Annotated in this window: 25 protein-coding genes and 1 riboswitch; of the genes, 15 read left to right on the forward strand and 10 right to left on the reverse strand. The window is 42.2% G+C overall.

Going from position 1 to position 26,480, the window contains the following annotated elements; genetic code table 11:
- Nucleotides 1-24: 24 nt before the first annotated feature.
- From hisB to hisIE, 5 genes are read left to right on the forward strand one after another with little or no spacing between them, the layout of a single operon-like run.
- On the forward strand, nucleotides 25-1,098 hold the full coding sequence (gene hisB / locus AACW06_RS03905; protein WP_192074076.1) for a bifunctional histidinol-phosphatase/imidazoleglycerol-phosphate dehydratase HisB: 1,074 nt from the start codon (nucleotides 25-27) through the stop codon (nucleotides 1,096-1,098).
- Nucleotides 1,098-1,724, forward strand: coding sequence for an imidazole glycerol phosphate synthase subunit HisH (gene hisH, locus AACW06_RS03910; RefSeq protein WP_192074077.1), 627 nt, complete (start codon nucleotides 1,098-1,100; stop codon nucleotides 1,722-1,724). The genes hisB and hisH overlap by 1 nt, the downstream gene beginning before the upstream one ends.
- A 12-nt stretch (nucleotides 1,725-1,736) precedes the next feature.
- A complete protein-coding gene (gene hisA / locus AACW06_RS03915; RefSeq protein WP_168780609.1) occupies nucleotides 1,737-2,474 on the forward strand; it encodes a 1-(5-phosphoribosyl)-5-[(5-phosphoribosylamino)methylideneamino]imidazole-4-carboxamide isomerase in 738 nt (245 codons plus the stop codon).
- Entirely contained in the window at nucleotides 2,456-3,229 is a 774-nt protein-coding gene (gene hisF / locus AACW06_RS03920; protein WP_053309994.1) for an imidazole glycerol phosphate synthase subunit HisF, read from the forward strand. The genes hisA and hisF overlap by 19 nt, the downstream gene beginning before the upstream one ends.
- Nucleotides 3,226-3,861 (forward strand): bifunctional phosphoribosyl-AMP cyclohydrolase/phosphoribosyl-ATP diphosphatase HisIE, encoded by a 636-nt coding sequence (gene hisIE, locus AACW06_RS03925; protein WP_172532136.1) that lies wholly within the window; start codon nucleotides 3,226-3,228, stop codon nucleotides 3,859-3,861. The genes hisF and hisIE overlap by 4 nt, the downstream gene beginning before the upstream one ends.
- 50 nt (nucleotides 3,862-3,911) lie before the next feature.
- Here hisIE and AACW06_RS03930 read toward each other — a convergent pair whose 3' ends face one another.
- Nucleotides 3,912-4,595 carry a pseudouridine synthase gene (locus AACW06_RS03930; protein ID WP_192074078.1) on the reverse strand — a complete coding sequence of 228 codons (684 nt, stop codon included), beginning with the start codon at nucleotides 4,593-4,595 and terminating at the stop codon, nucleotides 3,912-3,914.
- A 360-nt stretch (nucleotides 4,596-4,955) separates the two neighbouring features.
- Between AACW06_RS03930 and AACW06_RS03935 the strand changes: the two genes are divergently transcribed.
- On the forward strand, nucleotides 4,956-7,181 hold the full coding sequence (locus tag AACW06_RS03935; protein ID WP_192074079.1) for an NADP-dependent isocitrate dehydrogenase: 2,226 nt from the start codon (nucleotides 4,956-4,958) through the stop codon (nucleotides 7,179-7,181).
- A 69-nt stretch (nucleotides 7,182-7,250) separates the two neighbouring features.
- Here the strand turns inward: AACW06_RS03935 and cspD are convergent, their stop codons facing one another.
- Nucleotides 7,251-7,472, reverse strand: a complete 222-nt coding sequence (cspD, locus tag AACW06_RS03940; protein ID WP_192074080.1) for a cold shock domain-containing protein CspD — start codon at nucleotides 7,470-7,472, stop codon at nucleotides 7,251-7,253.
- A gap of 482 nt (nucleotides 7,473-7,954) precedes the next feature.
- On the opposite strand from cspD, the gene clpS reads away from it, so the two are divergent.
- Both clpS and clpA read left to right on the forward strand, forming a co-directional pair.
- A complete protein-coding gene (clpS, locus tag AACW06_RS03945; protein WP_053309989.1) occupies nucleotides 7,955-8,275 on the forward strand; it encodes an ATP-dependent Clp protease adapter ClpS in 321 nt (106 codons plus the stop codon).
- Nucleotides 8,276-8,317: 42 nt separating this feature from the next.
- Complete coding sequence (clpA, locus tag AACW06_RS03950) at nucleotides 8,318-10,591, forward strand: ATP-dependent Clp protease ATP-binding subunit ClpA (RefSeq protein WP_192074081.1); 2,274 nt, start codon at nucleotides 8,318-8,320, stop codon at nucleotides 10,589-10,591.
- Between the two features lie 100 nt (nucleotides 10,592-10,691).
- Here the strand turns inward: clpA and infA are convergent, their stop codons facing one another.
- The 3 genes from infA to aat all read right to left on the reverse strand — a co-directional run bounded on the left by infA (nucleotide 10,692) and on the right by aat (nucleotide 12,409).
- The gene (infA, locus tag AACW06_RS03955; protein ID WP_001040192.1) at nucleotides 10,692-10,910 is read right to left on the reverse strand and encodes a translation initiation factor IF-1; all 219 of its coding nucleotides are present in this window, start codon (nucleotides 10,908-10,910) and stop codon (nucleotides 10,692-10,694) included.
- A gap of 81 nt (nucleotides 10,911-10,991) precedes the next feature.
- The gene (locus AACW06_RS03960) at nucleotides 10,992-11,690 is read right to left on the reverse strand and encodes an arginyltransferase (protein ID WP_192074082.1); all 699 of its coding nucleotides are present in this window, start codon (nucleotides 11,688-11,690) and stop codon (nucleotides 10,992-10,994) included.
- Nucleotides 11,691-11,692: 2 nt separating this feature from the next.
- Nucleotides 11,693-12,409 (reverse strand): leucyl/phenylalanyl-tRNA--protein transferase, encoded by a 717-nt coding sequence (aat, locus tag AACW06_RS03965; protein ID WP_171980019.1) that lies wholly within the window; start codon nucleotides 12,407-12,409, stop codon nucleotides 11,693-11,695.
- Here aat and AACW06_RS03970 point away from each other — a divergent pair.
- Both AACW06_RS03970 and aroA read left to right on the forward strand, forming a co-directional pair.
- Nucleotides 12,402-12,572 carry a hypothetical protein gene (locus tag AACW06_RS03970; RefSeq protein ID WP_192074083.1) on the forward strand — a complete coding sequence of 57 codons (171 nt, stop codon included), beginning with the start codon at nucleotides 12,402-12,404 and terminating at the stop codon, nucleotides 12,570-12,572. The genes aat and AACW06_RS03970 overlap by 8 nt on opposite strands.
- A gap of 184 nt (nucleotides 12,573-12,756) precedes the next feature.
- Nucleotides 12,757-14,037, forward strand: coding sequence for a 3-phosphoshikimate 1-carboxyvinyltransferase (gene aroA / locus AACW06_RS03975; RefSeq protein ID WP_192074084.1), 1,281 nt, complete (start codon nucleotides 12,757-12,759; stop codon nucleotides 14,035-14,037).
- A gap of 56 nt (nucleotides 14,038-14,093) precedes the next feature.
- Here aroA and AACW06_RS03980 read toward each other — a convergent pair whose 3' ends face one another.
- Nucleotides 14,094-14,342, reverse strand: a complete 249-nt coding sequence (locus AACW06_RS03980; RefSeq protein WP_192074085.1) for a YciN family protein — start codon at nucleotides 14,340-14,342, stop codon at nucleotides 14,094-14,096.
- 644 nt (nucleotides 14,343-14,986) lie between these two features.
- Between AACW06_RS03980 and topA the strand changes: the two genes are divergently transcribed.
- From topA to AACW06_RS04005, 5 genes are all read left to right on the forward strand, one after another.
- Nucleotides 14,987-17,614, forward strand: coding sequence for a type I DNA topoisomerase (gene topA / locus AACW06_RS03985; RefSeq protein WP_192074086.1), 2,628 nt, complete (start codon nucleotides 14,987-14,989; stop codon nucleotides 17,612-17,614).
- 899 nt (nucleotides 17,615-18,513) lie between these two features.
- Nucleotides 18,514-19,218 carry a diguanylate cyclase domain-containing protein gene (locus AACW06_RS03990; RefSeq protein WP_192074087.1) on the forward strand — a complete coding sequence of 235 codons (705 nt, stop codon included), beginning with the start codon at nucleotides 18,514-18,516 and terminating at the stop codon, nucleotides 19,216-19,218.
- Nucleotides 19,219-19,631: 413 nt separating this feature from the next.
- Nucleotides 19,632-20,891 (forward strand): glucose-1-phosphate adenylyltransferase, encoded by a 1,260-nt coding sequence (glgC, locus tag AACW06_RS03995; RefSeq protein WP_080996319.1) that lies wholly within the window; start codon nucleotides 19,632-19,634, stop codon nucleotides 20,889-20,891.
- A complete protein-coding gene (glgA, locus tag AACW06_RS04000) occupies nucleotides 20,881-22,347 on the forward strand; it encodes a glycogen synthase GlgA (RefSeq protein WP_238336629.1) in 1,467 nt (488 codons plus the stop codon). The genes glgC and glgA overlap by 11 nt, the downstream gene beginning before the upstream one ends.
- Before the next feature lie 141 nt (nucleotides 22,348-22,488).
- Nucleotides 22,489-23,289 carry an alpha/beta fold hydrolase gene (locus AACW06_RS04005; protein ID WP_192074089.1) on the forward strand — a complete coding sequence of 267 codons (801 nt, stop codon included), beginning with the start codon at nucleotides 22,489-22,491 and terminating at the stop codon, nucleotides 23,287-23,289.
- Nucleotides 23,290-23,316: 27 nt separating this feature from the next.
- On the opposite strand, the gene AACW06_RS04010 is transcribed toward AACW06_RS04005, so the two are convergent.
- The 4 genes from AACW06_RS04010 to purR all read right to left on the reverse strand — a co-directional run bounded on the left by AACW06_RS04010 (nucleotide 23,317) and on the right by purR (nucleotide 26,408).
- Nucleotides 23,317-23,625 carry a putative signal transducing protein gene (locus AACW06_RS04010; RefSeq protein ID WP_192074090.1) on the reverse strand — a complete coding sequence of 103 codons (309 nt, stop codon included), beginning with the start codon at nucleotides 23,623-23,625 and terminating at the stop codon, nucleotides 23,317-23,319.
- A gap of 11 nt (nucleotides 23,626-23,636) precedes the next feature.
- On the reverse strand, nucleotides 23,637-24,317 hold the full coding sequence (locus AACW06_RS04015; protein WP_192074091.1) for a TVP38/TMEM64 family protein: 681 nt from the start codon (nucleotides 24,315-24,317) through the stop codon (nucleotides 23,637-23,639).
- A gap of 131 nt (nucleotides 24,318-24,448) precedes the next feature.
- Nucleotides 24,449-25,036 carry a TfoX/Sxy family DNA transformation protein gene (locus tag AACW06_RS04020; protein WP_192074092.1) on the reverse strand — a complete coding sequence of 196 codons (588 nt, stop codon included), beginning with the start codon at nucleotides 25,034-25,036 and terminating at the stop codon, nucleotides 24,449-24,451.
- Nucleotides 25,037-25,150: 114 nt separating this feature from the next.
- A riboswitch (cyclic di-GMP riboswitch) is annotated at nucleotides 25,151-25,236 on the reverse strand.
- Between the two features lie 164 nt (nucleotides 25,237-25,400).
- The gene (purR, locus tag AACW06_RS04025; protein WP_192074093.1) at nucleotides 25,401-26,408 is read right to left on the reverse strand and encodes an HTH-type transcriptional repressor PurR; all 1,008 of its coding nucleotides are present in this window, start codon (nucleotides 26,406-26,408) and stop codon (nucleotides 25,401-25,403) included.
- Nucleotides 26,409-26,480 lie beyond the last annotated feature (72 nt).

A 26,480-nucleotide genomic window follows, 5' to 3' on the forward strand; every position in this document is an offset into this window, starting at 1 on the left:
AGGTCAATAGAAAAGGATATTCCCGTGAGCAAGCAGCAAAAAATTCTCTTTATTGATCGAGATGGCACCTTAATTGTTGAGCCGCCGATCGACTTTCAAGTGGATCGCTTAGATAAACTCAAATTCGAACCTTATGTCATCCCAAGTTTACTGGCTCTGCAAGAGGCAGGGTATAGACTGGTAATGGTGACAAACCAAGACGGGTTAGGTACCGATAGCTACCCGCAGGATGATTTTGATGCACCACATAATATGATGATGGATGTGTTTGAATCACAAGGCGTTAAATTTGATGATGTGCTGATCTGTCCACATTTCGAAAAAGATAACTGCACTTGTCGTAAGCCTAAATTGGGTATGGTGAAAGAATACCTGCAAGCGGGTAAGGTAGATTTTCAACAATCGGTTGTGATTGGCGACCGCACCACGGATCTTCAACTTGCTGAAAATATGGCGATTCGTGGCATTCAATATCACCCGCAAACCATGGGCTGGCGTGAGATTTTAAAAGCGTTAACGGTCAACGCTCGCACTGCGGAAGTAGTACGTACTACCAAGGAAACTGACATTAAGGTTGCGGTGAATTTGGATGAAAGTGGTAACAACAAAATTGAAACCGGATTGGGCTTTTTTGACCATATGCTTGATCAAATAGCAACCCACGGTGGCTTCCAACTTAAATTGAGTGTTAATGGTGATCTACACATCGATGATCACCACACGGTTGAAGATACCGCTTTGGCGCTAGGACAAGCCTTAAAAGATGCGCTAGGTGACAAACGTGGAATTGGTCGTTTTGGTTTCTCATTACCAATGGATGAATGTTTGGCACAGTGTGCGCTCGATCTGTCAGGGCGTCCTTACCTCAAATTTGATGCAACATTCAGTCGTGAACAAGTCGGGGACCTCTCTACAGAAATGGTGTATCACTTTTTCCGCTCACTGACGGACACTTTAGCGTGCACGCTGCATCTCTCTTCAACTGGTGAGAATGATCACCACATTATTGAAAGCTTGTTTAAAGCCTTTGGCCGTACGTTACGCCAAGCGATTAGAGTAGAAGGCAATGAACTTCCTAGCAGTAAAGGGGTGCTTTAATGTCGTTAGCCAGTGAAAAACAAAAAATTGTTATCATCGATACGGGGTGCGCCAATGTCTCTTCGGTTAAGTTTGCTATTGAACGTTTAGGTTACCCTGTCACTATATCAAAACAACCAAGTGTAGTGCTAGCCGCAGACAAACTCTTTTTGCCAGGGGTAGGAACAGCAAGCGAAGCGATGAAAAACTTGCAAGAGCGAGACTTGATCGCTTTGGTTAAGCAAGTTGAAAAGCCGTTACTCGGCATCTGTTTGGGGATGCAACTGTTAGGCAAATTATCCGAAGAAAAAGGTCAAAAAGCCAATGAGATAGTGGAATGCTTAGGTTTGTGTGATGGTGAAGTTCGCTTAATGGATACCGGAGATTTACCGCTGCCGCATATGGGGTGGAATACGGTCAGCGCCAAAGCTGGGCACCCGCTGTTTAAAGGTATCGAAGAGGATGAGTATTTCTACTTCGTACACAGTTTTGCTATGCCAGTTGGTGAGTACACCATTGCAGCATGTGAATACGGCAAACCTTTTACTGCCGCGCTGCAAAGCGGTAACTATTATGGCGTGCAGTTTCATCCAGAACGCTCATCAAAAGCAGGTTCAACGTTGATTAAGAACTTCTTGGAATTATAAAGGGAATTACACATGATTATTCCAGCATTAGATTTAATTGAAGGCCAAGTCGTTCGCTTGTTTCAAGGCGATTATGGCCAAGTCACCGAATATAAGGTCGACCCTGCAGAGCAATTTAACCTCTACCACCAAGCCGGAGCCAACTGGCTGCACCTTGTCGATTTGACTGGAGCAAAAGACACGTCAGCACGTCAGCTTGATCTGATTGCCAAATTACTTGCAAGCACTCCTGCCAATATCCAAATTGGTGGTGGAGTAAGAAATGAGCAAGATGTGGTTGATTTATTAGCCGCGGGAGCGCAACGCGTCGTAGTTGGTTCTACCGCAGTAAAACAACCTGAATTGGTCAAAGGTTGGATGGAAAAATATGGCGCAGAAAAAATTGTGCTAGCGCTTGATATCAACATTGATCAAAACGGTACACGTAAAGTGGCCATTTCAGGTTGGCAAGAAGATTCAGGTGTAACGATTGAAGCCCTGATCGATGATTATCTGACGGTGGGTTTGACACACGTATTGTGTACCGATATCTCCCGTGATGGCACATTAACTGGCTCAAACGTTGAGTTGTATGTAGATTTGTGCAAGCAATACCCACAAGTGCAATTCCAATCATCGGGTGGTATCGGCAGTTTGGCCGATATTGAAGCGCTAAAAGGTAGTGGCGTTGCTGGTGTGATCGTCGGTAGAGCCTTACTCGATGGCAAGTTCACCGCAGAGGAGGCATTCGCATGTTGGCAAAACGCATAATCCCTTGTTTGGATGTTCGTGATGGACAAGTGGTGAAAGGGGTTCAGTTTCGCAACCACGAAATTATTGGTGATATCGTACCGCTAGCTAAACGGTATGCCGAAGAAGGCGCAGACGAGTTGGTGTTTTATGATATTACCGCCTCAAGTGATGGTCGAGTCGTTGATAAAAGTTGGGTTGCACGCGTTGCTGAAGTGATTGATATTCCATTTTGTGTGGCTGGTGGTATTAAGTCGGCTGAAGATGCCGCTCGTATTTTAGAGTTTGGTGCTGATAAGGTTTCCATCAATTCCCCAGCATTAGCTAACCCACAGCTGATCACCGATTTAGCTGATAAATTTGGCGTGCAGTGCATCGTAGTTGGCATTGATTCTTACTTCGATAAAGAAACTGGTAAGTACCAAGTTTATCAATTTACTGGCGATGAAGCTCGCACCAAAGCAACAAAGTGGGAAACCCGAGATTGGGTACAAGAAGTACAAAACCGTGGTGCAGGTGAAATCGTGTTGAACATGATGAACCAAGATGGTGTGCGTAATGGCTATGATTTAGAGCAATTACAGATGGTGCGTGAAGTGTGTCGCGTACCTTTGATAGCATCGGGTGGTGCTGGTGCAATGGAGCATTTTGCGCAAGCTTATCAGCAAACGAATGTCGACGGTGCGCTCGCGGCATCAGTATTCCATAAGCAGATCATCAACATTGGTGAATTGAAGCAGTATTTGAAAGCAGAAGGTGTAGAGGTAAGACGATGAGTTTTGAAGTATCGAGTGCAGCAGCACTTTCTGAACGTATTGATTGGGACAAAGTCGAAGGCTTAGTACCGGCTATAGTGCAAGACTTTCAGTCTAGCCAAGTATTGATGATGGGTTACATGAACCAGGAGGCGCTGCAAAAAACCGCGCAAACAGGGCAGGTGACTTTCTTCTCACGAACTAAACAGCGCCTTTGGACCAAAGGTGAAACTTCAGGCAATGTATTGCAACTGAAGAATATGGCTCTTGATTGCGATAACGATACGCTGCTGGTGAAAGTGGATCCTATTGGGCCAACGTGCCACACCGGTACGACAACCTGCTGGGATGCGGACACACAAGAAGAGTCACAAATGGTGTGGCTTCATCAACTTGAGCAGCTATTGGCTGCCCGCAAGAGTGCCGACCCAGACTCCTCTTATACTGCCAGCCTTTACGCTCGGGGAACCAAGCGTATTTCGCAGAAAGTGGGCGAAGAAGGTGTTGAAGTTGCGCTTGCGGCGACGTCGGGCGATAAGGCGGAATTAGTGTGTGAATCAGCAGATTTGCTCTATCACTTGTTAGTACTGCTGCAAGACCAAGGATTATCGCTCAGTGATGTGATAAATAAGCTTAAAGAACGCCATAAATAACGAATTAAAGCCTCTTATGACAAGAGGCTTCATTTTTTGTTTGAAAAGATTTATAGAGTAATTTCTTTCCATTCGCCGGGCTGTAAATCGCCCAAGGTCATTTCTCCCAATGAATAGCGAATGAGCCGCAAAGTCGGAAAGCCAATATTGGCGGTCATTCGCCTTACTTGACGGTTTCTGCCTTCGATTATGGTGATAGCAAGCCATGTAGTAGGGATATTAGCGCGAAAACGAACTGGAGGATTACGCTCCCAAAGCTGCGGCTGTTCTATGACTTCCACAACGGCGGGGAGGGTCATCCCATCTTTTAGCTCTACACCATTACGCAGTTTATCTAAGTCAGCTTGCAGAGGTTCTCCTTCCACTTGTACCCAGTATGTCTTTGGCGATTTCGATTGCGGCTGGGTTAATTTAGCCTGCAAGATCCCATCATTGGTTAAAACCATTAATCCCTCGCTGTCTCTATCTAATCGCCCTGCGGCATAGACATCTTTAACCGGGATGAAATCAGCGAGTGTTTTGCGACCTTCGCCATCGGTAAACTGGCTCAAGGTATCGTAAGGTTTGTTGAAGATAATGATTTTGCGTTCGGAAATTGAAACACGTTTTTTAGTGTGATCTGCGGGTGCTTTTGCAGCCACCGGACGCCTTTTTTGCTGGCCACGCTGTTTTAAATTAGAAGAACGAGAAGATCGAGATGAAGAGGAGAAATCACTGCGCAAGCGGGATGACATGTTAACTACCTTGCAAAAATGTAAATGAACTGTGTTTGAAAGTTTTCTGAACTTTGGATTTAGGCTATCATTTGCGCGCCAAAAAAGCGGATTGATGCACAAGATAATAGACTATTATCTCCGTTTTGTTTAATTATACTGAAGTCACTCGATTTTCATTTGGTTATTATTGTCAATGAGTGAAGCGGAGACTTTCACTCAGCGAGCAAAATCGAATCATGCTCAACGAAATTCGATGCAATATTCAAAAAAGTAACACGATCGTGATCTAGCTATGTGGATGCACTACCAGTTAGACGCAGACATTCATACAGCGTTATTTTATCCAGTAACGCTGTGAGTAAAAAATAGGGAAATTTCATGCCTACAGAAAAGCCTACAATTATCTATACCATTACTGACGAAGCACCAGCATTAGCAACGTATTCATTGTTGCCGATTATTCAATCTTTTACCGCATCGTCAGGCATCAATGTTGATACTCGAGATATCTCACTGGCAGGGCGTATCATTGCTAGCTTCCCTGAGCATTTAAAAGAAGAACAGCGTATTGGCGATGCATTGGCTGAGCTAGGCGAACTGGCGACCAAGCCAGAAGCAAATATTATTAAGCTGCCAAACATTTCAGCATCAGTACCTCAACTCAAAGCAGCGATTAAAGAACTGCAGGCGAAAGGGTACGCTCTGCCAAACTATCCTGAAGAGCCAAGTACTTACGAAGAAGAAGCCATTAAAGCAACTTACGATAAAATTAAAGGCAGTGCAGTAAACCCAGTGTTGCGTGAAGGCAACTCAGACCGTCGTGCGCCACTTTCAGTAAAAAATTACGCTAAGAAAAACCCACATTCAATGGGAGCTTGGTCTGCGCAATCTAAGTCGCATGTTTCAAGCATGAAAGAAAAAGATTTCTTTGGTACAGAGAAGTCGGTCACCATCAAGGGTGATACGCAAGTTAAGATCGAGTTTGTTGGTAATGATGGTACAACTAAAGTTCTAAAGAAAGACTTTGCACTGTTAGATAAAGAAATTATTGATGCTTCAGTGTTAAGCAAAATCGCCTTGGTTGAGTTTTTTGAGAAAGAAATTGCAACAGCTAAACAACAAGATGTATTGCTTTCTTTGCATATGAAAGCAACCATGATGAAAGTGTCTGATCCGGTTATTTTTGGTCATGCGGTTAAAGTTTACTACCAAGACGTATTTGCAAAATATGGTGATCTTTTTGACAGCTTAGGCGTGGATGTAAACAATGGGTTAGGTGATGTTTACACGAAAATCCAATCCCTTCCTCAAGCACAGAAAGAAGAAATTGAAGCAGCAATTGAGGCCGTTTACGCAACACAACCACCGCTTGCGATGGTAGATTCTGATCGTGGTATTACCAACTTGCACGTACCAAGCGATATTATTGTCGATGCTTCTATGCCTGCTATGTTGCGTTCTTCAGGTCAAATGTGGGGACCAGACGGTAAGCAAAAAGATACTAAAGCGATGATTCCAGACCGCTGCTATGCTGGTGTTTATCAAACCGTTATTGATTTTTGTAAGCAGCATGGCGCGTTTGATCCAACGACCATGGGCAGTGTGCCAAACGTTGGTTTGATGGCTCAAAAGGCAGAAGAATACGGCTCTCATGATAAGACATTTATTCTTGATGCCGCAGGTTCTGTACGCGTAGTGGATACTTCAGGTAAGGTTTTACTTGAACAAAGTGTAGAAGAGGGTGATATCTTCCGCATGTGTCAGGTTAAAGATGCACCAATTCAAGATTGGGTGAAATTAGCAGTGACTCGTGCCCGTGCGACGGGAGTTCCAGCTATTTTCTGGCTTGATGAGCAGCGTGCACACGATCGTGAGCTAATTAAAAAAGTAAAACTTTACCTAGCTGACCACGATACATCAGGCTTAGATATTCAAATTTTGTCACCTGTAGAAGCAACACAGTTTACGCTTGTGCGCCTTAAAGAGGGCAAGGATACCATCTCTGTAACCGGTAATGTGTTGCGCGATTACTTAACGGATCTTTTCCCGATTCTAGAGTTAGGAACATCAGCAAAAATGTTGTCTATCGTTCCTTTAATGAACGGTGGTGGCTTATTTGAAACAGGCGCTGGTGGTTCTGCTCCAAAACACGTACAGCAAGTGGAAAAAGAGAACCATTTACGCTGGGATTCTTTGGGTGAGTTTTTAGCATTAGCAGCTTCTTTAGAGCATTTGGGTATCGTAACTGGTAATACAAAAGCAAAAGTTCTTGCTGACGCTCTAGATAAAGCGACAGGTAAATTTTTAGATATGAATAAGTCGCCTTCTCGCAGAGTGCGCGAGTTAGATAACCGCGGTAGTCACTATTATTTGGCGACTTATTGGGCGGAGGCTTTGGCTCAGCAAAGTGATGATGCTGAATTAGCAGCAGAATTTGCTCCAATTGCGGAGAAGCTGGTGGCAAACGAACAAGCGATTATTGCTGAGCTAAACGAAGCTCAGGGTATTGCGGGTGACCTTGGTGGTTATTATTTGCCAGTGTTTGAAAAAGCGTCGGCCTTAATGCGTCCAAGTAAAACGTTGAATGACATTATTGGTGCATAACGCGAATCCACAATCAACAAAACCCGCCAACTGGCGGGTTTTTTAATCAAATACACTTATTGGCAGCGATTATTTTTCGAGTTGACCTTCAATGGGAACAACAGCGCTAGCGTGATATCCTTTAGGGCCTTCTTCAACTTCATAAGAAACTTGTTGCCCCGCTTTAAGCGTGCGATAGCCTTCCATTTGAATTGTTGAGTAATGAGCAAAAATATCGGAATCTTCACCTTCTGGGCAGATAAACCCAAATCCTTTTGCGTTGTTAAACCATTTAACTGTACCTGTAGCCATGCTTTACATCCTTAATTGCATTTTAGTTACCGATGTTATTGACGAGACACCTATCCAAAAATGTGACTCTATCAGTGAATATCAATTCAGACGCTGCCAAATTTTTAGTCACTAATTGACCAATGTAGCCAATGGTTTCGCTCAGTCAATAGGCAAAATGTATAATAATCGAGATATTTGCAAACAAATCACTTTTAAGCATTACATTTTCGTAACGAACAAAAACAGGGTGAGTCCATAAATTTTTAATATAGATGCTGTATTTCTGCTGTAATTTTAGCCAATTACATCTAGGCTCGATCTGAATAGCAATGTTTTATTTGCAGCGATACAATTGCTGCATTAGTCTTTAACTAAGGGTTGTTTTTCAACTGTGTCGAAAACATTTACTGATGTGAATGGCAAAACAGTTACTGAGAGGCACAACGATTACACTATGCAGAGAATACTCTAAGTAGAGAAACACTCTAAATGCGGTCATCATGAGTAAAAATTTTGAATGGGTGACTCCAGACTCAGATCTTCTGGAGCGTGAGAAGACAGCCATTAAGCCACCGGCAATGTACAACGTAATCCTTAACAATGACGATTACACGCCGATGGACTTTGTGATTGAAATCCTTGAGCGATTTTTCTCATTAGATATTGAAAAAGCAACGCAAGTCATGCTCAAGGTACATTATGAAGGGAAAGCAGTTTGTGGCACATACAGTGCTGAAATTGCAGAGACCAAGGTAGCGCAAGTTACTTTGTACTCAAAGGAAAATGAGCATCCACTACTTTGTACTATGGAGCAAGCTTAATCATTTGCTTGCACGACAAAGTAGATCCTTAAGGAGGTACTTATGCTTAATAAAGAACTAGAGTCGAGTCTAAACGGCGCGTTCGCTCGAGCGCGAGACAAAAGACATGAATTCATGACCGTCGAGCACCTCCTACTTGCATTATTAGAAAATGATGCAGCCAGAGAGGCATTATTAGCCTGTCAAGCGGATTTGGATGCGTTGCGGCAAGAGCTTGATATTTTTATCGATCAAACGACTCCTCTTATTCCCGAAAGGGACGAAAGTCGAGAAACTCAACCAACACTCAGTTTTCAACGTGTCCTTCAACGAGCTGTGTTTCATGTTCAATCATCTGGTCGCAATGAAGTCACCGGGGCGAATGTATTAGTCGCGATTTTTAGCGAGCAAGAATCTCACGCAGCTTATCTATTGAAGAAAAACGATATCAGCCGTTTAGATATTGTGAATTACATTTCACATGGCATTACAAAAACGTCTGGAGCCAATGGTGAAGATTCGGCATCTTCAGAATCATTTGGCAGTGAAGCTGCCGAAGAGGTTGGTTCTGATGAACGTTTAGAAAGTTTTGCCAGTAATTTAAACCAGCTTGCAAAACAAGGTTTGATTGATCCACTGATTGGTCGAGATAAAGAACTTGAACGTACCATTCAAGTGCTTTGTCGTCGTCGCAAAAATAACCCATTGCTAGTGGGTGAAGCCGGTGTCGGTAAAACGGCGATTGCTGAAGGTCTTGCTTGGAGAATAGTTGAAGGGCAGGTGCCTGAGATTATTCAAAATAGTATTATTTACTCTTTGGATATCGGTTCACTTTTAGCAGGAACAAAATATCGCGGTGATTTTGAAAAGCGTTTTAAAACCATATTAAAACAGCTTGAAAAAGAAGAAGATGCGATACTCTTTATCGATGAAATCCACACGATTATTGGTGCGGGGGCTGCTTCTGGTGGCCAAGTTGATGCGGCTAACTTAATTAAACCATTACTCAGTAGTGGCAAGTTGCGTTGTATTGGTTCAACGACGTATCAGGAGTACAACAATATTTTTGAGAAAGAACGTGCTTTGTCTCGTCGATTCCAAAAAATTGATGTGGTGGAACCATCACTGGACGATACCACTAAAATCTTGATGGGCTTGAAGCCCAAATACGAAGCACACCATGAAGTTCGTTATACCAATAAGGCATTACGCGCAGCGGTAGAGCTCTCGGCTAAATACATTAATGAACGTCATTTACCAGATAAGGCGATTGACGTTATTGATGAAGCAGGTGCACGTTCCAGACTGGCTCCTGCAAGTCGTCGTAAGAAAACGGTCGGTGTCGCAGACATCGAAGCTATGGTGGCGAGAATGGCGCGTATTCCAGAGAAATCCGTATCCTCTTCTGATAAAGATACTCTGCAAAACCTTGATCAAAAAATGAAAATGCTGGTTTTTGGTCAAGATCCTGCTATTGATGTTTTGAGTGAAGCGATCAAGCTATCCCGTGCAGGTCTTGGAGCCGAGAACAAACCGGTTGGTTCGTTTTTGTTTGCAGGCCCGACTGGGGTTGGTAAAACAGAAGTGACGGTTCAGTTGTCTAAACTATTGGGTATCGAACTATTGCGTTTTGATATGTCTGAATATGGTGAACGCCATTCAGTTAGCCGATTGATTGGCGCACCTCCGGGTTACGTTGGCTATGACCAAGGCGGACTGTTAACGGATGCGGTGATTAAACATCCTCATTCAGTGGTGTTGTTGGATGAGATTGAAAAAGCGCACCCAGATATCTTTAACTTGCTATTACAAGTAATGGATAATGGCACGCTGACAGATAACAATGGACGCAAAGCAGATTTTCGTAATGTCATTTTAGTGATGACGACCAACGCTGGTGTAGCGGAAACGGTGAAAAAATCCATTGGCTTGATTCAGCAAGACAACAGTTTCGATGCCATGGCTGAAATTAAGAAAGTCTTCACCCCAGAATTTCGTAACCGTCTAGATAACATCATCTGGTTTAATAGCTTAGATGAGCGTGTGATTCACCAGGTGGTTGATAAGTTTATTGTTGAGCTGCAAGCACAACTCGATGCGAGAGGCGTCTCTTTGGAGGTTTCAGAAGATGCTCGTCATTGGTTAGCAACCTTGGGTTACGACAAGGAGATGGGTGCTCGTCCAATGGGGCGTGTGATTCAAGATAAATTGAAAAAACCTCTAGCTAATGAACTGTTGTTTGGCTCATTGGTTGAAGGTGGTACCGTTAAAGTCGATTTTGAGGGTGATGAACTCAAGTTTGAATACATTGGTTCACGTGAGGAAGCGGTGCACTAATGCGGCATAGTCTTTAGGAAAGTAGCAATGCTTTCCTATTGATAGACAACAAAAAACGGAGCAATTAGCTCCGTTTTTTGTTGTGTTCGAAAATCAGCGATTAACGAGCACGGAAGACGATGCGGCCTTTAGATAGGTCGTATGGAGTCATCTCAACAGTTACTTTGTCACCAGTAAGAATACGAATGTAGTTCTTACGCATTTTACCAGAGATGTGAGCTGTAACTACGTGACCGTTTTCTAGCTCAACACGGAACATTGTGTTTGGAAGAGTATCAAGGACAGTGCCTTGCATCTCAATTACGTCTTCTTTAGCCATTTAATCCTCTTTAGAAACTTGGCGATTTTTAACGGACGCATTCTGCCGTTAAAATATAAATATGTAAAGTTGGGCGGTATTCTACCCTTGCCAACGTTGATTTACTAGCTTTTGATGGCGTTGAAAGCGTACTTTGTAGTTCATCGCCGGACATTCATCAATTTGATAACCCAGATATAACCACTGCTTACCGGTTGATTGACAATATTGAAGTTGAAATAGAACGCCTAGTGTACCTAAGGATATATCCGCGTTTGGGTCGTAAAAGGTATAAAAAGCGCTGGCACTGTGCCTGAGAATATCAGTCACTGCAATAGCTACTAATTTATTTTCTTGGTAGATATGCAGATATTGAGTATTGAGCCACTCACAACTCGAAAACTGTTTAAATTCGGCGTCTTTAGGTGGAAACATGCTGCCATCACGATGCCTTGCTTCAATATAACGAGAATAAAGGGTGAACCAGCCTTCATCCATTTCTGTTTTGAGTTGCCATCGATAAGAGTACGCTTTTTTCAACAGGCGTTTTTGGCTATTTGAAACACTAAATTCGTTAACCGATACACGCAATGCCTGACATGAATTGCAGCTTTCACAATGAGGCTTATAAATGGTATCACCACTGCGACGAAAGCCATTAGCCAATAAAACTTCATAATTATCTGGAGATTGCATACTTGGGTCGAGTGCCACAGCCACTCGTTCTTGTCGATCTTCTAAATAACTACAAGGGTGGTTGTTGGTTAAACCAATACGTATTTGGTGTAGTTCCGAACTCATGGTTATCCCTCACTTGATAAGGTAAGCCATTGGGGAATAAAGCAGCATTTGTCCAAAGACTCATCTCTAAAAGATAGCAAGGATTTAAGAAAGTCGTCGCGTTGTAATTCGACAGCCCCCAAAGAAAGTAAGTGGGGATTCATGACTTGGCAATCTATCAATTGACCACCATGTGACTGAAAATGTTGGCAAAAATACCAAAGTGCAATTTTCGATGCGTTTGTTTTGATACTAAACATCGACTCGCCACAAAATAGTCGCCCCACTTGTATTCCATACAAACCGCCGATCAATTCTGAGTCATCCCATACCTCAACCGAATGACAGAGTCCTAATTTCGACAGCTCAAGATACGATTTTCTCATGTCTGAATTTAACCATGTTTGATCTGCGGGTCTCAACTTGGCACATTGGGTGATGACGTCTTGCGTTGCGTGATTGATGCTGATTTTATAGTTATGTTTTTTCTGGAATTTTTTTACGCTTCTTGCTGGCGTAAAGGATTTTGGGTCAAACACTGCACGGGGTGAGGGGCTCCACCAAAGAATGGGTTCTCCCGGTCCATACCAAGGGAAAATACCTTGTCGATATGCACTGTATATACGTTGTGGTTGTAAGTCACCACCAAATGCGAGTAGGCCGTTTGGTTCTTGCAAGGCTTCATAAGGTGAGGGAAACGAGAAGTCATCAAGTTCCAGTTGAGGAAGATAAATGGTCATGCTAAATCCGACACCTGTTAAGGGAAGTAAAATGGGGATGTTTGGTCAGAATAGTATTGATTTTTTGATGGTTTGCCAATGGTTGCCGGTGGGGGGGAGATTTTGTGATGATTTTAGCCTCAACGTCAAATTGCCGTTTGGCCAATTAATCATTGGCAGTTAGCTTTAATTGCTGAGCTTATTCATGAGTTTGATTGGTCCACTTATCGTGATTTATCAGAAGGTCGAAAAGAGCATATTTATGCTGGAGTTCACTTTTATTTTTAGATAGGCTGCAAGTACGAAGAATTTTCATCGTCTCAAAGTGCGCAGGAAGACTTTGGGGGATGCAAGGAAACACAACATTAATGGAAAGCCTTACCTTAAAACCAATTAAAAAAATGAATGGGGAAGTCAACTTACCCGGTTCTAAAAGTGTATCAAACCGAGCGCTCTTGCTAGCCGCTCTTGCCAAAGGCACCACCACGCTAACGAATTTGCTCGATAGTGATGATATTCGACATATGCTAAATGCTTTGACCAAATTAGGGGTGGTTTATCGATTATCTGAGGATAAAACCGTCTGTGAAGTGGAAGGCTTAGGTAAGCCATTTAGCGTTTCTCAGTTAACCGAACTATTTTTAGGCAATGCGGGAACGGCAATGCGTCCTTTAGCGGCCGCATTATGCTTAGGACAAGGGGAGTTTGTTTTAACGGGCGAGCCGCGTATGAAAGAGCGTCCAATTGGTCATTTAGTCGATGCATTACGGGAAGCAGGTGCACAAATAGACTATTTAGAGAACGAGCACTTTCCTCCACTTAAAATTACCGCTACTAGTTTAAAGGCGGGTAGCGTGGCCATTGATGGCTCTATTTCTAGCCAGTTTTTGACCGCATTTTTAATGTCAGCACCACTTGCCGAAGGTGAAGTCACCATTAATATCGTAGGTGAGCTAGTATCAAAACCATATATTGATATTACACTGCACATTATGGCGCAATTTGGTGTTCAAGTTGTCAATAATAACTACCAACAGTTTGTCATTCCTGCCGGACAAATGTATCAATCTCCAGGGCAATTTTTGGTGGAAGGTGATGCTTCTTCGGCTTCTTATTTTCTTGCCGCGGCTGCGATTCGAGGCGGTGAAATCAAGGTGACGGGTATTGGTAAAAACAGTATTCAAGGCGATATTCAATTCGCTGATGCCTTAGAAAAAATGGGAGCGGAGATCGAGTGGGGAGACGATTATGTAATTGCGCGTCGCGGCCAATTAAACGCCGTTGATTTGGATTTTAACCATATTCCTGACGCAGCAATGACTATTGCGACAACGGCACTCTTTGCTCAAGGTACCACCGCAATTCGTAATGTGTACAACTGGCGTGTTAAAGAGACGGATCGCCTTGCTGCTATGGCCACCGAATTACGTAAGGTTGGTGCTGAAGTTGAAGAGGGTGAGGACTACATCATTATCACACCACCAACGTTGTTAACGCATGCCGCGATTGATACTTATGATGACCACCGCATGGCAATGTGTTTTTCGTTGGTCGCTCTGAGCGATACGCCAGTGACGATTAACGATCCTAAGTGTACGTCTAAAACTTTCCCTGATTACTTTGATAAATTTTCGGGTTTAAGTCACTAACTGTATTTTCCACAAAGCCTCTTTTGAGGCTTTGTATTTATTTTTTATGGTCTAGCTTATTTAGCCAGTGTAAATTCTTTCGATAGATTCAGCGCTAGGTACTTAAACATATTAAACACCGCCGTTGTATTGGCAGTAGGCAGCCCGTTGTTATCTAAAAAATAATTGCCTTTAAATACCAGTACCCCATCTTTCTCTTCTACACTTTCAGCTCTCATTCCCTCAATGTAACTATCATGTTGTTGAATGATCTGATTGGCGATAAGTAGTAAATCAAATTCGGCGATAGATTGTTTGTCGCTCATGTTGAATGCCTTATGAGTGGATTTGCAACGGGATAGTGCCGCAAAAAGCGAGTTAATTTCAATGATCTTAAATAGAAAATCGTGGAAAAATATCAGTATTACTACTTGCTTAAAGCGCTCGTGTAGTAATCGTTTTTTCTCAAAACATGAGAATTTGTGATTTATTGCATATTTTGTCAGTTTAAGTTCGCGAACCCGCAGCACTCACTTTAGTATGTGCGCGCAATCTGTAGCATGAAATCTTGAACTAGCTATACCCTTCCTATTTGAAGTTGCAGCGGTGTTGGCTACATTCGCTCACCCCAATCACATAGTTTATATATGCTCATGGGGATGAACTCACTTGCCGCCTACCTGCAACTTCAAGTTGTTTGGGTATAAACAATGCAATAGCCATTGTAAGTAGGCCTGAATTATTTAGGGGTGTTTCACGGCTTTGCATTTGGATGAGTAGGCGGTAATAGCGCAACGCCAGCACACAAATGGTGAACGTGTTTTGGTGAATTGTCGAACAGTTGAGTTTTATTTTTTCAAAAACATGTTGATCTTCTTGTTAACTGGCTCGATAGTAAAAAAAGAAGCAATATTTTAGAACGTCATGCGATTTACTGATCGCATAGTGATTAAGGACATTTGAGTCAATTATGGGTAAATCACTCGTTATAGTGGAGTCGCCAGCTAAGGCTAAGACGATCAACAAATATCTTGGTAAAGATTTTGTTGTTAAATCGAGCGTTGGACATGTCCGTGATCTTCCTACTGCCGGTCAAAGTACCGCAAAGAAAGCAGCACCTACTTCTACTAAGAATTTGAGTGCTGAAGAAAAAGCACGTTTAAAAAGCGAAAAAGATCGTAATTCTCTGATTAAGAAGATGGGTATCGATCCCTATAATGGTTGGGAAGCTAATTATCAAATTTTGCCAGGGAAAGAAAAAGTTGTCTCTGAGCTGCAAAAACTAGCCAAAGATGCTGATTACGTTTATCTCGCAACCGATTTGGATCGCGAAGGAGAAGCCATCGCTTGGCACCTTCGTGAGATCATCGGTGGCGATGAACAGCGATATAAACGAGTGGTGTTTAACGAAATTACAAAAAACGCTATCCAGCAAGCATTTGAGACTCCAGGTGAGTTGAATATGGATGGTGTCAACGCACAACAAGCTCGACGATTTTTGGACCGCGTTGTGGGTTTTATGGTGTCTCCGTTGTTGTGGAAAAAGGTCTCTCGTGGTTTGTCGGCAGGTCGAGTTCAGTCCGTTGCAGTAAAACTACTGGTTGAACGTGAACGCGAAATCAATGCTTTTATCCCTGAAGAATTTTGGGATATTCACGCTGACACAAAGACACAAGACAAAACAGATTTTCGCTTAATTGTTGCCCAGAAAGACGGTATTGCTTTCAAACCTGTCAACGAAGCGGAAACCAAAGCGGCTGTCGCTATCTTAGAAAAAGCAGCTTACGAGGTTTGTAAGCGTGAAGATCGTCCAACAAGCAGTAAACCTTCAGCTCCCTTTATCACTTCGACACTCCAGCAGGCGGCGAGCACACGCTTAGGTTATGGTGTTAAGAAAACCATGATGCTAGCGCAGCGACTGTATGAAGGGGGTTATATTACCTACATGCGTACCGATTCGACGAATTTGAGTGGTGAAGCGGTAGAGGCTGTGCGTAGTTATATTGGCAATGAGTTTGGACAAGCTTATCTGCCAGAAAATCCACCGGTTTACGGAAGCAAACAAGGCGCTCAAGAGGCGCACGAAGCGATTCGCCCATCTAGCGTGGATGTCAAAACTGATGATCTACAAGGTATGGAAGCGGATGCTCATAAATTATACGCCTTGATTTGGAATCAGTTTGTGGCTTGTCAGATGACGCCAGCACAATATGATTCAACCACGGTGAGTGTTAAGGCTGCTGATTTTACGCTTAAAGCTAAAGGACGCATTCTTAAGTTTGATGGTTGGACGCGTGTTCAACGTCCAATGGGTAAGAATGAAGACCAGATCTTACCGCCAGTGAAGGTCGGGGATACACTAGCATTGCAAGTGCTCGATCCAAAACAGCATTTCACTAAACCACCGGCACGTTACACTGAAGCTGCCTTGGTAAAAGAACTTGAGAAACGTGGTATTGGTCGACCATCGACTTATGCATCGATCATTTCAACAATTCAAGATCGTGGCTATGTGAAAGTAGAACAGCGCCGTTTCTATGCAGAGAAGATGGGAGAGATTGTCACCGACCGTCTTGACGCCAGCTTTAATGATTTGATGAACTATGATTTTACCGCCCGCATGGAAGAAAAACTTGACCAAATAGCGGTAGGTTCAGCAAATTGGAAAGATTTACTTGATAACTTTTTTAATGATTTCACCACTGACTTAGAAGCTGCAGAGTTAGATGAAGAGCAAGGTGGTATGCGACCTAACCATATCGTGATGACGGATATTCAGTGTCCAACATGTTCACGACCAATGGGGATTCGTACCGCTTCGACAGGTGTATTCTTGGGTTGCTCAGGTTATGCATTACCACCAAAAGAGCGCTGTAAGACAACCATTAACCTTGGTGACGAAGATGGTGTTATCAACGTTCTGGAAGAAGACGTAGAAACAGCAGCGCTACGCGCTAAGAAACGCTGCCCAATCTGTGAAACGGCGATGGATGCGTACTTAATTGACGATAAGCGGAAAATGCACGTTTGTGGTAATAACCCGAATTGTGAAGGCTATATCGTTGAGTATGGTGAATTCAAAGTAAAAGGTTATGATGGCCCAGTAGTTGAGTGTGACAAGTGTGGTTCTGATATGGTACTCAAAAATGGTCGTTTCGGTAAGTATATGGATTGTACTAGCGAAGACTGTAAGAATACGCGCAAGATCTTGAAAAGCGGTGAAGTGGCACCACCGAAAGAAGACCCAGTTCATTTCCCTGAGCTTGCTTGTGAAAATTCAGATGCTTATTTTGTATTGCGTGATGGTGCTGCTGGCTTGTTCTTTGCTGCCAGTAATTTCCCTAAATCTCGCGAAACTCGTGCGCCATTAGTTGAAGAGTTAGTTCGATTTAAAGATCGCATAACAGATAAGTATCAATATCTAACCACAGCTCCAACCCATGACCCGGATGGTCTTCCAGCCGTTGTGCGCTTTAGTCGTAAGTCTAAAGAGCACTATGTACGTACTGAGACTGATGGTAAGCCATCGGGTTGGACTGCATTGTATGAAAATGGACAGTGGGAAGTGACAGATAAGAGAAAAAACTCAAAGAAATAGTGATGGTGTAAACCGTTACCAAAATAAGGCAGCTTTTGAGCTGCCTTATTTACTTGCTTTGATTATTTGAGCTGTTTCAATTATTAAAAAATGTAGTCATTTTTTTGACATTCTGATGTCAAATGGTTAGTGATAGGTTGAAAATTAATCAGATTGGCCAGAGGTGATTATTAGAAGAAAGTTCTTAGTGGTTTTTTCTTTGATTTCATTACTACTTATTGTGGTAGGGTGGAGTTTGGTTAAAACACATTTGCAGCGTTTTCAATTGGCCTATTGCATCAATACTCCCAAGTCGTTAATCATTACCGTTCAAAAAACACGCTAGACCCTATCATTAGAGAAGTTGAACTGGTTCGTCAGGTTTCTTTGCATCCCCATATCATTACATGGGCGGAAAATGCCGAAGATTCAGTCCATATTGACGTAGCTACAGATACATTAGAACAGTTTCGCTGGCAGTTGCTCTGGATTCAAATTTAGCTTACTACTTTAATTCAACGGAGAATATACGCGAGTCAGCGAGTTTGCTGCGTTATCATTTGAATCCAGAGCAAGCTGAAGATCAGTGGTATTTTAAGCATAAATAGCGAGCAGCACCATTTGGTGTCAACATCAATCACGATCATCATTTAGGTATAACTAAATTATGGATCAACCAGTCAATCATTAAAAATGGTCAGTTTCTCGGCATGGTCGGAACCGGTTTGTCATTAGAACCATTTATGGACGGGCTCTTCCGTGAGAATGCGATTGGGAGTGATACCTTGTTTGTGGATGAGTTACTAAATGTATAGTTCATTAGAGATGCAAATATTCAATTTTCTGACGATTTCAAAAGCAAAGTTCAAGGTAAACCACTGTCGGTTTTTATCCAAGATCCTAATGATTATGTTCACGTTGTGCAGGCTATCAACGCCCAAAAAAATGGAGCAGAGCCAAACGCACTACTGGTTGACTACAATGACAGTAAGTCCTTGGTTTCAATCAACTACATTAAGCCACTGAATTGGTTTGAGGTTACCTTTATTAATATGGATAGCTTGCTGGCATCGACGAATGTCACGTTACTTTACTGTGTTTTACTCTTAACGCTTGTTGGATTTTTGCTCACCATTTGGCTGGTCATTGAGCTAACCTTTTTACGTCCTTTCGCTCACCTTGTTAAGGTAGCACACCAGTACCGCACTCAAGACAACCCCATTCAATTTACCTATAAACCACATTCTGAAATCGGGGAGGTGATGCGCTTTATCGAAAAACTAACCAAGGGAATCCTTTATGGGCAAGCTAATATTGACCGATTAGTGGCAATAAGAGAATATGATTCTGCTGGCCGCTGGGCCGATAATGAATTTCTTATCGTAATCAGAAGTGAGAGCTATAACAGTCTGTTAGCACTATCGAAACGTTTAACTGAGCTTTCATCAAACAACGTGGGCGCAGAAAATTCAACATCAATTGACTTATCGATTGGTGGGGCACTGATAAATGGAGGGTGTTCTATCACAGAAGCTCTGGCTAAAGCTGACACCGCACTTTATATGGCAAAGCAGTCTAAAGAATGCCAAGTCTATATATGGCAAGAAGGAAGTCATGTGGCTTAGCTAGACATATTGGGATTTGTATCGAACGAAATTTAACCTAAGAAAACCTTAAACTGACGCTGTTGTATCAGGTGTCTAGAGGTTTTAACTGGATGTCATAAATGTGTTTTATTATTGATTTTCATAGCGTGTATATGAGATGAAAAAACGATACAAAAAACGGATATTTACGTTTGGTTAATGCATTGTTGTATTTGTATTTTATGAGGCATTGAAATGTGAGCTAGGTTAGGTGTTGGCAATCTAACGGAATAATAGTCGACAGAACAGCATATTTAAAATTGTATTCTTCTAGCAATTCGATAACGTATAGGCATCCGTTTTTGAGTGAAAGGTATTTTACAAAATCTCGGATTCTACAAGAGCGTTATATAAAGGAAAAGCATCCATACTCCCCCTTAATGCTAATAAGTATGGAATGCGAATATAAAAATGAAAAAATATGGAGAATTATTATGGCTGGTGTTTTAGGTATGATCCTTGCGGGTGGTGAAGGCTCTCGCTTGATGCCCTTGACTGCATCTCGTAGTAAACCTGCGGTTCCATTTGGTGGTAGCTATCGCTTAATCGACTTTGCACTTAACAACTTTGTTAACGCAGATCTTATGCGTATTTATGTATTGACACAGTTCAAATCACAGTCTCTTTATCTACATATGAAGAAAGGATGGAATTTGACGAGTATCACGGACCGCTTTATTGACTCGATTCCAGCACAGATGCGTGATGGTAAGCGTTGGTACGAGGGGACGGCAGATGCTATCTACCAAAATATTAGTTTTATTGAGCTATCAGCACCTGATCAAGTGTGTATCTTCGGTTCTGACCATATTTATAAAATGGATATACGTCAGATGCTTGACTTCCACAAGCGCGTTGATGCGAAATTGACTGTATCGGCTTTAAGAATGCCACTCTCTGAGGCTTCTCAATTTGGTGTTATTGAAGTTGATGAGCATGGCAAAATGATCGGCTTTGAAGAAAAGCCTAGTAATCCTAAGTCTATCCCTGGACACCCTGATCTTGCTCTTGTTTCTATGGGTAACTATATTTTTGATGCAAACACATTATGCGAAGAGTTACGCTTAGACGCTGAGAATAAAGAATCTAGTCATGATTTCGGTAAAGATATTATTCCTAAACTCTTCCCTGAAGGTGGGGTTTATGTCTATGATTTTTCTACGAATGTAATCAAGGGTGAAAAAGAAGCCACTTATTGGCGCGATGTGGGTACGATTGATGCTTACTGGTCTGCTCATATGGACTTACTTGAGCACGATGCCGATTTCTCACTCTATAACCGTAGTTGGCCATTGCACACTTATTATCCGCCATTACCGCCAGCAACCTTTGTAGATTCACATGATCGTAAAGTACAAATTACAGATAGCTTGATCTCTGGTGGTAGCTATATTCAAGGTGCAAAGATATACAAATCAGTGCTAGGCTATCGCAGTAATATTGCCGCAAATACTTTAATTAGTGAGTCAGTGATTTTAGGTGATGTCAAAATCGGTGAAGGCTGTAGTATTAAACGCACAATTATTGATAAAAATGTTGAGATTGCACCAGGCACAATCATTGGTGAAGATCTAGAGCTTGATAGACAGCGCTTCCACGTGTCAGATGAGGGGATCGTTGTTATTGCAAAAGGAACGAAAGTTGGATTCTAAAAGGGAAAAAATCGAGGTTTGGTTTACCGTTTCAGAAGCACAGGGATTGATTAAAAGTGGTGGTTTGGCGGATGTCGCCAAGGCGCTGCCTAAAGCCCTTCAAGAGCTAGGTTATCAGGTAGCCGTTGCGCTACCTGCTTATCGCTCTATACCGGGGCTAAATGAAGCTCCAGTTGTGTTAGAGACTGAGCTTACTCATTGGCCTCACACCCAATATCGAGTGCGTGAAATGCAGCTTGATGGTGTACCAGTCTACTTGATCGACTGCCCACATTATTTTGACCGTCCAGAAATGTATGGTGAGAATAACCAAGCCTATTCAGATAACGGTGAACGTTTTGGCTTTTTTTCAGCAGCGAGTCTGGATGTGTTGCCGAAATTAGGCAAAAAACCGCAAGTTATTCACGCTAATGATTGGCATACAGGATTAGTTCCTTTCTTGCTTAGAACTCGTTATCAACACGACCCATACTTTTCTGAGATGAGGAGTGTCTTGACGGTGCATAATGCTATCTTCAAGGGGATCTTCTCTTATCATCAATTAGAAATTATTCCTGAATTAAATTTATCTGGTATGGAGTTTCTGCAATATGGGCATGATCACGTTAGCATGCTGCGTGCAGGTATTGCCTTTGCCGATAAAATTAATGCAGTTAGTCCTAATTATGCATCTGAATTGCTAACACCTTTGGGCTCTCATGGACTGGTTGATGATTTTGTACAAAGAGCAAGGGATCTTCACGGCATTGTCAATGGCTGTGATTACAGTGAATGGAATCCACAAAAGGATGAATATCTTCCTCTTGTCTATTCAGATGAGGCGGAATCGCTGCATGCGGGTAAATTAGCAAGCAAACAGATACTGCAAGAAGAGCTGCAATTACCTAAACGTTCATTACCGCTGTTTGGTATGGTTTGTCGTTTAACTCACCAAAAAGGGTTTCATTACATTCTACCCATCCTAGAGCAGTTTTTACGTAATGATGTTCAAGTGATTATTGTTGGGACGGGTGAACCTGAAGTTGCCACTCGTTTGCAGAAAATCGCTTCATTGTATCCACATAAATTTGCCTTTGTTGAAGCTTATAGCAACCGCTTCGCGCATTTGGTTGAAGCCGGTGCAGATTTCTTTCTTATGCCGTCAGAATTTGAGGCGTGTGGCTTGAATCAGATCTATAGCATGGCTTACGGCACGTTGCCTATTGTGCGTGAAGTCGGTGGCCTGAAAGATACGGTTCGTGATTACGATAAGTACCCTGATGAAGCTACGGGGTTTGGTTTCCATGAACCGTCTGCTGAAGCTTTGCTGATTACTATGCAGCGGGCGATGCTATTTTATCTTCAGCATCCAGATAAAATGTTAGAAGTACAGCAACGCGCTATGCGACAAGATTTTAGTTGGCAAGATTCAGCGAAAGAATACATCAAAATGTATCAAGACGCGGTATTTAGTTAATAACAAATGAAAAGGCGCTTCGGCGCCTTTGTTTTATGCTCTAGAGCAGATAAACCAAACATAATTTTACATCCTGCTACCAATAGTATTGGTATTTTGTGGTAGTCTTAATACTCATTGATTGCGAACAAATATCTCAATATGTCTCAGAGTTTACTTTTCCATAAAACTTACCATCATCCGACCAGTGATGAATGGGTTGTCTTTGTCCATGGGGCAGGGGGAAGCTCATCTATTTGGTTTAAGCAGATAAAAGCATACAGAGAACATTTTAATTTATTGTTAATTGACCTCCGTGGTCACGGCAAATCCAATCAGCTACTTAAAGAGTTAATGGCCAATCGCTATACTTTTAAATCAGTTACACAAGATATTCTCAAAGTGTTGGATCATCTGAAAATCCAATCTGCCCATTTTGTTGGTATGTCACTAGGAACAATTATTGTCAGAAACCTTGCTGAATTAGCGTCTAGTCGTGTTAGAACGATGGTGTTAGGTGGTGCGGTGACGCGTTTTGACGTTCGTTCGCAGGTGCTAGTTAAGGTAGGCAATTTAAGTAAGCATATCATTCCTTATATGTGGCTATATCGATTGTTCGCTTATATTGTTATGCCACAGCGTACTCAAAAAGAGTCTCGACATTTATTTATACGAGAAGCAAGAAAACTGTGCCAAAAAGAGTTTAAACGTTGGTTTATGCTGACTTCGGAAGTTAACCCTTTAATGAAGTACTTTAAAGAGAAAGAACTACCAATTCCGACTCTTTATCTGATGGGCGAGAGAGACTATATGTTCATTAAACCCGTCAAAGACATGGTGGCACACCACAAAAAGAGCATTCTGTTAGAAATACCCAATTGTGGACATGTTTGTAATGTTGAACAGCCGGAGATGTTTAATCGACACTCTATTGAATTTATTAAACGGAATATGTCTCGCTAATTTCGATACTAGACAGCCAATTGGGAGCTACTGAACTGAATTACAATGCCAGCAGGCAGAAAACTGCGGTTCGTTCTCTTCTCCGCATTTTTGGCAGTACCAGTTGGATACATTTTGTTCATGGTTATCGCGGTAAGTTTCTATAACTGCAAGAGCTTCACGTTCTTTATGAGCATCGAGTAGCCATACATAAGGGTTAGTTTCTTCTCCAAAAGGCAATTCACCTTGTAAACCAAACAGGCCTTCTCCCCTGACTTCACACTGAATTTTTTCTTGCTGCAAGAGATGACTGACGATATGTGCTTCTAATAATAAGTTCGAGACGAATATCTTCATGTTGATTGGCTCTAAGTCGTTTTGGTCACATTGTTGAATTTAGATAGACCCCATTTCGCTATCATGGGAAACAATCCAAGCAGTGCAAATGAAAGCAAGACGGACGGTGAAATAATACCAGAGAGACTATCTATTTCAGATAACTGTGTGCCTGCATTCAAATAGACAGCAGTGCCTGGCAACATCCCCAACTGGCTAACTAAATAAAAGCGAACGGTGGAAAGTGGTGTTAAGCCCATTAACAAATTGATCAAGAAAAATGGAAAGACAGGTATCAAGCGCAGAGAAAATAGATAGAAAGCGCCATCACTTTCCACACCTTGGTTTATCGCTTTCAGTTTTGAGCCAAATTTGTCTTGCACCCATTCACGCAGTAAAAATCGGCTGCTTAAAAAGGCTAGGGTTGCCCCGATAGTACTGGCAAAGGAGACTAAAAGTAGACTAGTCCAAAAGCCGAATAGCGCGGCGCCCAATAAAGTGACCACTGCTGCTCCGGGGATCGAAAATGCCGTGACTAAAATATAGAGCGAGAAATAGAGTGCTGCTGCGCTCACAAAGTTTTGTGCAATATGCTCATTGAGCAGTAATTGCTGTGCTTTGGCGTTTTCTAAGGTTAGATACTGGCCAAAATTCATCGCTAGTAGAATGATGGTAATTAATAGGATTAGACCCAAGACAATTTTTTTATTCATGCTTTTTCTCACCGCGTTTTTACACTAGATATAGTGAATAGGACATGGAAAGTCGAACTTTTATTTCAAAAAAGAATAAAAAAGCGCCCGCAATGAAGAGCGAACGCTTTTTGAAAGGTTGTGGTTAACGTTTATAGATTATTGGTGAGTTCATCACGACGAGATTGCGAAATAACAGACCAGTGTTTTCCTTCAATCGCGCCTTCTAAAGCCCAAAGCAATTCTAAACTGACAGTCGAAGAGTGGGTTTGCTGAATGGCTTTGTACGCTTCTAAAGCACCTTTCGCTTGTAAATCATTAACCGATTCAATACCTGCTTTTTTGAGCATTCTTTCCGTTGCAAGACGCAAATTGGGCAGATCTTTCAAGCGGTCTGGCTTTGCCTGAGCTTGAACTTCACGTTCTTGCTTGGCAATTTCAAGTGCGACAGATGCGTCTCTCAAGATTTGTTGCGGGTTGTCCCAGCAATTATCGGGTAATGCAAAATATTTAGTGATGACAGGAAAGCCGCGCTTTTTATATACATAAGGCTCATAGCCCTGCTGTACAAAGCGTTTTGTCGACACATCATCAGCGCGAATGTGAAGTTTATCGTTTACGACCAAAGCAAACATAGTGTTATCGACGAAAATACCGAAACCGCCAAACATTGAACGAGATTTTATTTGTCCAAACTGTTCGAATAGTCGTATTGAATCTTTAAGTACTGGTTTATCCATGTTGTAAATTCTCGGTGTATAGGTAATACGCCACCAAAATCAGGTCCGAGAGGTTAGCAACTCTATGCAGAAAGTGTGTCAGTAAGGAGTAAACTTAGTGCTAGTATCATTGCCATCGGCAACCCCGCTACCTACCAATGTCGTGGTTTAGGCCGGAGGCTTTGCGTCCCATTCTTTCAAATGGTTTGCCCTGTGCGTGACTTCTAAGAACTAGAATAAATAAAACATTGGACAAATATCACATCTGTATCTCTTATATGTGATGCCTATCTCAAAAGTTTCGTGATTGAAAGTCAAATATAATCCTAATTTTAAGAATATGGGCAGTTTTGACTTTCGGACGATTAATGAGCAAAAATTTGATTTATTTTTTTATATTTTTAACTGTCTTACGTTCAACAATCTCTGGGTGCATTTCAAAAATACGTCTATCATGCTCTTTGTCTTTAATGCGTTCTAACAAAATTTCAAATGCATTTTTTCCCACACGGCGCTTAGGCTGGTGGATGGTGGTTAGCGGTGGTGAAAAGTATTCAGCGAGTTCAATGTTGTCATAGCCAATCACTGACATGTCATCAGGGACACGGATACCTTTTTGTTGTAGGCGACTCATTAAACCTAAAGCCATTGTATCGTTAAAACAGAATACAGCTGTTGGACGTTTATCCATTGCTGCGATTTTATCTGCGGCTAATACAGCAGTATCACACTCGAAATTACCTTCCAGTATCCAGTTTTCATTCACAGTTAGGTTCGCTTCTGCAAGTGCGCGTTTGAAGCCTTGAATTCGCTCTTGGCAGGCTGCCTTTTCGAAGTGACCACTTAGACATGCAATTTCAGTGTGACCATGATCGATAAGATATTTGGTCGCTAGATAACCACCTTCTTCAGAATTATCGATGATTTTATCAGCTTGAGAGCTTTCTGGGCCCCAGTCCATTATCACCTTAGGGATATCGGCATGGCGATCGAGCATTTCCAGAAGCTCTTCAGTGAGGTCTGAACACATGACTAACATACCATCAACACGTTTTTCCGCTAGCATGCGAATATAATCACGTTGTTTCTCATAGATACCACCCGTGTTACACAAAATGAGTGTATAGCCTTGGCGATAGCAGTAGCTTTCCACGCCATCAATAACTTCGGAGAAAAACAAGTTAGTGGATTGGGTAACCAACATACCGATCGTGCGGGTGGTATTACATTTCAAGCTACGAGCCACAGCACTTGGCGCATAGTTGAGTTCCGCTACTGCTTCCATCACTTTTTCTTGTGTAGCTTCAGCAACAAAGCGAGTTTTGTTAATCACGTGCGATACCGTGGTGGTTGATACGCCAGCGAGGCGAGCAACGTCTTTAATCGTAGCCATAAGTTCGTTCCTGTCGATAATTGCAGAACGGTTGAATCAGCTTACCATTCAGCAGAGTTAGGCATATTACCT

It is taken from the genome of Vibrio sp. S12_S33 (genome assembly GCF_963889785.1).
In the GTDB taxonomy this organism is placed as follows: domain Bacteria; phylum Pseudomonadota; class Gammaproteobacteria; order Enterobacterales; family Vibrionaceae; genus Vibrio; species Vibrio aestuarianus.